Genomic DNA, 1,648 nt, shown 5'->3' with positions numbered 1-1,648 from the left:
CATCCTCCTCGTATAATAAGATTAGTCTTAAATGGCTAATCTTTTTTTTACTATATTTGTCATTTAAGGCTGACTTAAACCTGTAACTCTTATGAGTTATAATTGTTTCGTATAGATAGAGGTCGTAGGTATCCTCCTTGAAGCTTGTCTTCCTTAAAAAGACTGACGCCTCTTCTCTACGGACAGTATATGTATGAGCTGGATAGAACATCGTTTCTGAATCTCACACGAGGCTATATCGTCCCTAGAGTATAGAGGCTAACCCCTATCTAAATCTCAAACAGAAAGGCTGATTCTCATGTTTTTTGTAGGTATTGACATCGGAAAACGAAACCATGAAGCGGCGATTATTGATGAACAAGGAAAGCCCATAGGTAAACCTATTCGGTTTAGCAACTCGAAAGCCGGTAGTGAAAAATTACTGGAATTCATCAATGACCATGACTTATTGCCAGATAATTCGTTAATCGGTCTGGAAGCTACTGGTCATTATTGGCTTTCTGTATTCTCATTTCTAACCGCTTTAGAATTTAGTGTGGTTCCTTTCAACCCCATTCAATCCGACACCCTACGCAACTTCTATATCCGCAAAACGAAAACAGATACCATTGATGCCGTCTTAATCGCCCAAGTGGTTCGGATGGACTTGCCCGATCAAACATATTTGCCTTCCGAAGATATTGTTCGTCTAAAGCAATTATCCCGTTTTCGTTACAGCATCGTTGACCAGACTTCTGATCTCAAAAGAAAAGTCATTGCGTCTTTAGACCAAGTGTTTCCAGAATATGAAACACTTTTTTCAGATATGTTTGGAAAATCGTCGACTCAACTCTTACTTCAATCGCCTTTACCTGAAGATTTACTGGAGACCGACGCTCAGAAGTTGATTGACCTTCTCAATGAAGCCAGCAATGGTCGTTTAAGCATCGAAAAATCAACCGAGAAAGTCCACCAACTCAGAGAATTGGCTCAAGATTCCTTTGGAATCCGAGTCGCAACAGATGTTTATAAACTTCAGATTCAATTACTGCTTCAGCAAATTCTTCTTTTAGAAGAACAATTAAAGACGATTGAAGACGAGATGGCTGAACTGGTTGCCACTCAAGACCAATATCTCACCACCATTACGGGCATTGGGCCTATTACAGCGGCGGTTATTCTCTCCGAAGTGGGGGACATTCATCGCTTTGAACGTCCCAATCAACTGCTTGCCTTTGCGGGGTTAGACGCTTCTGTTCATCAATCCGGTGATTTCACAGGCACTAGAAACAAACTCTCTAAGCGCGGATCCCCTTATCTTCGTAGAGCCATCTGGCAAGCGGCCTTTATCGCTTCTAATCGTGATCCTGCGCTGTCTATTTATTATAAAAACTTACGAAAACGTGGAAAGCATCATGGAACAGCCGTTGGGGCTGTATGTCGGAAACTTGTCAATATTATCTTTGCGGTTTGGACAAAAGGAAAACCTTATGAAGTGCATATAAATCCTGACTTAAAAGCTAATTGAGATTATTTTTTTGAATAGTTTTTTCAGGGTTTATTTGGGTTGCCTTTCTTTAAAAGCAATAACATAAATTCCTTTAAAATCACACTTCAGAATCAGGTCTTAAACTTTCAATTTATTCCTTGACATCTTTATAGCTGGCTT

General features: G+C 39.9%; 1 protein-coding gene. It reads left to right on the top strand.

Annotated elements, in window-relative coordinates:
* Positions 1–298: 298 nt before the first annotated feature.
* The gene (locus C3945_RS11645) at positions 299–1,507 is read left to right on the top strand and encodes an IS110 family transposase (protein ID WP_161879817.1); all 1,209 of its coding nucleotides are present in this window, start codon (positions 299–301) and stop codon (positions 1,505–1,507) included.
* The last annotated feature ends 141 nt before the right edge of the window (positions 1,508–1,648 follow it).

Source organism: Alkalibacterium sp. MB6 (assembly GCF_009935905.1).
In the GTDB taxonomy this organism is placed as follows: domain Bacteria; phylum Bacillota; class Bacilli; order Lactobacillales; family Carnobacteriaceae_A; genus Alkalibacterium.
Note: the sequence above shows the minus strand (reverse complement) of the source record. Positions and strands in the feature narration are given on the sequence as shown.

Coding starts and splice junctions, on each gene's coding strand:
- C3945_RS11645 (WP_161879817.1), top strand. CDS start 299: ATGTTTTTTGTAGGTATTGACATCGGAAAACGAAACCATGAAGCGGCG.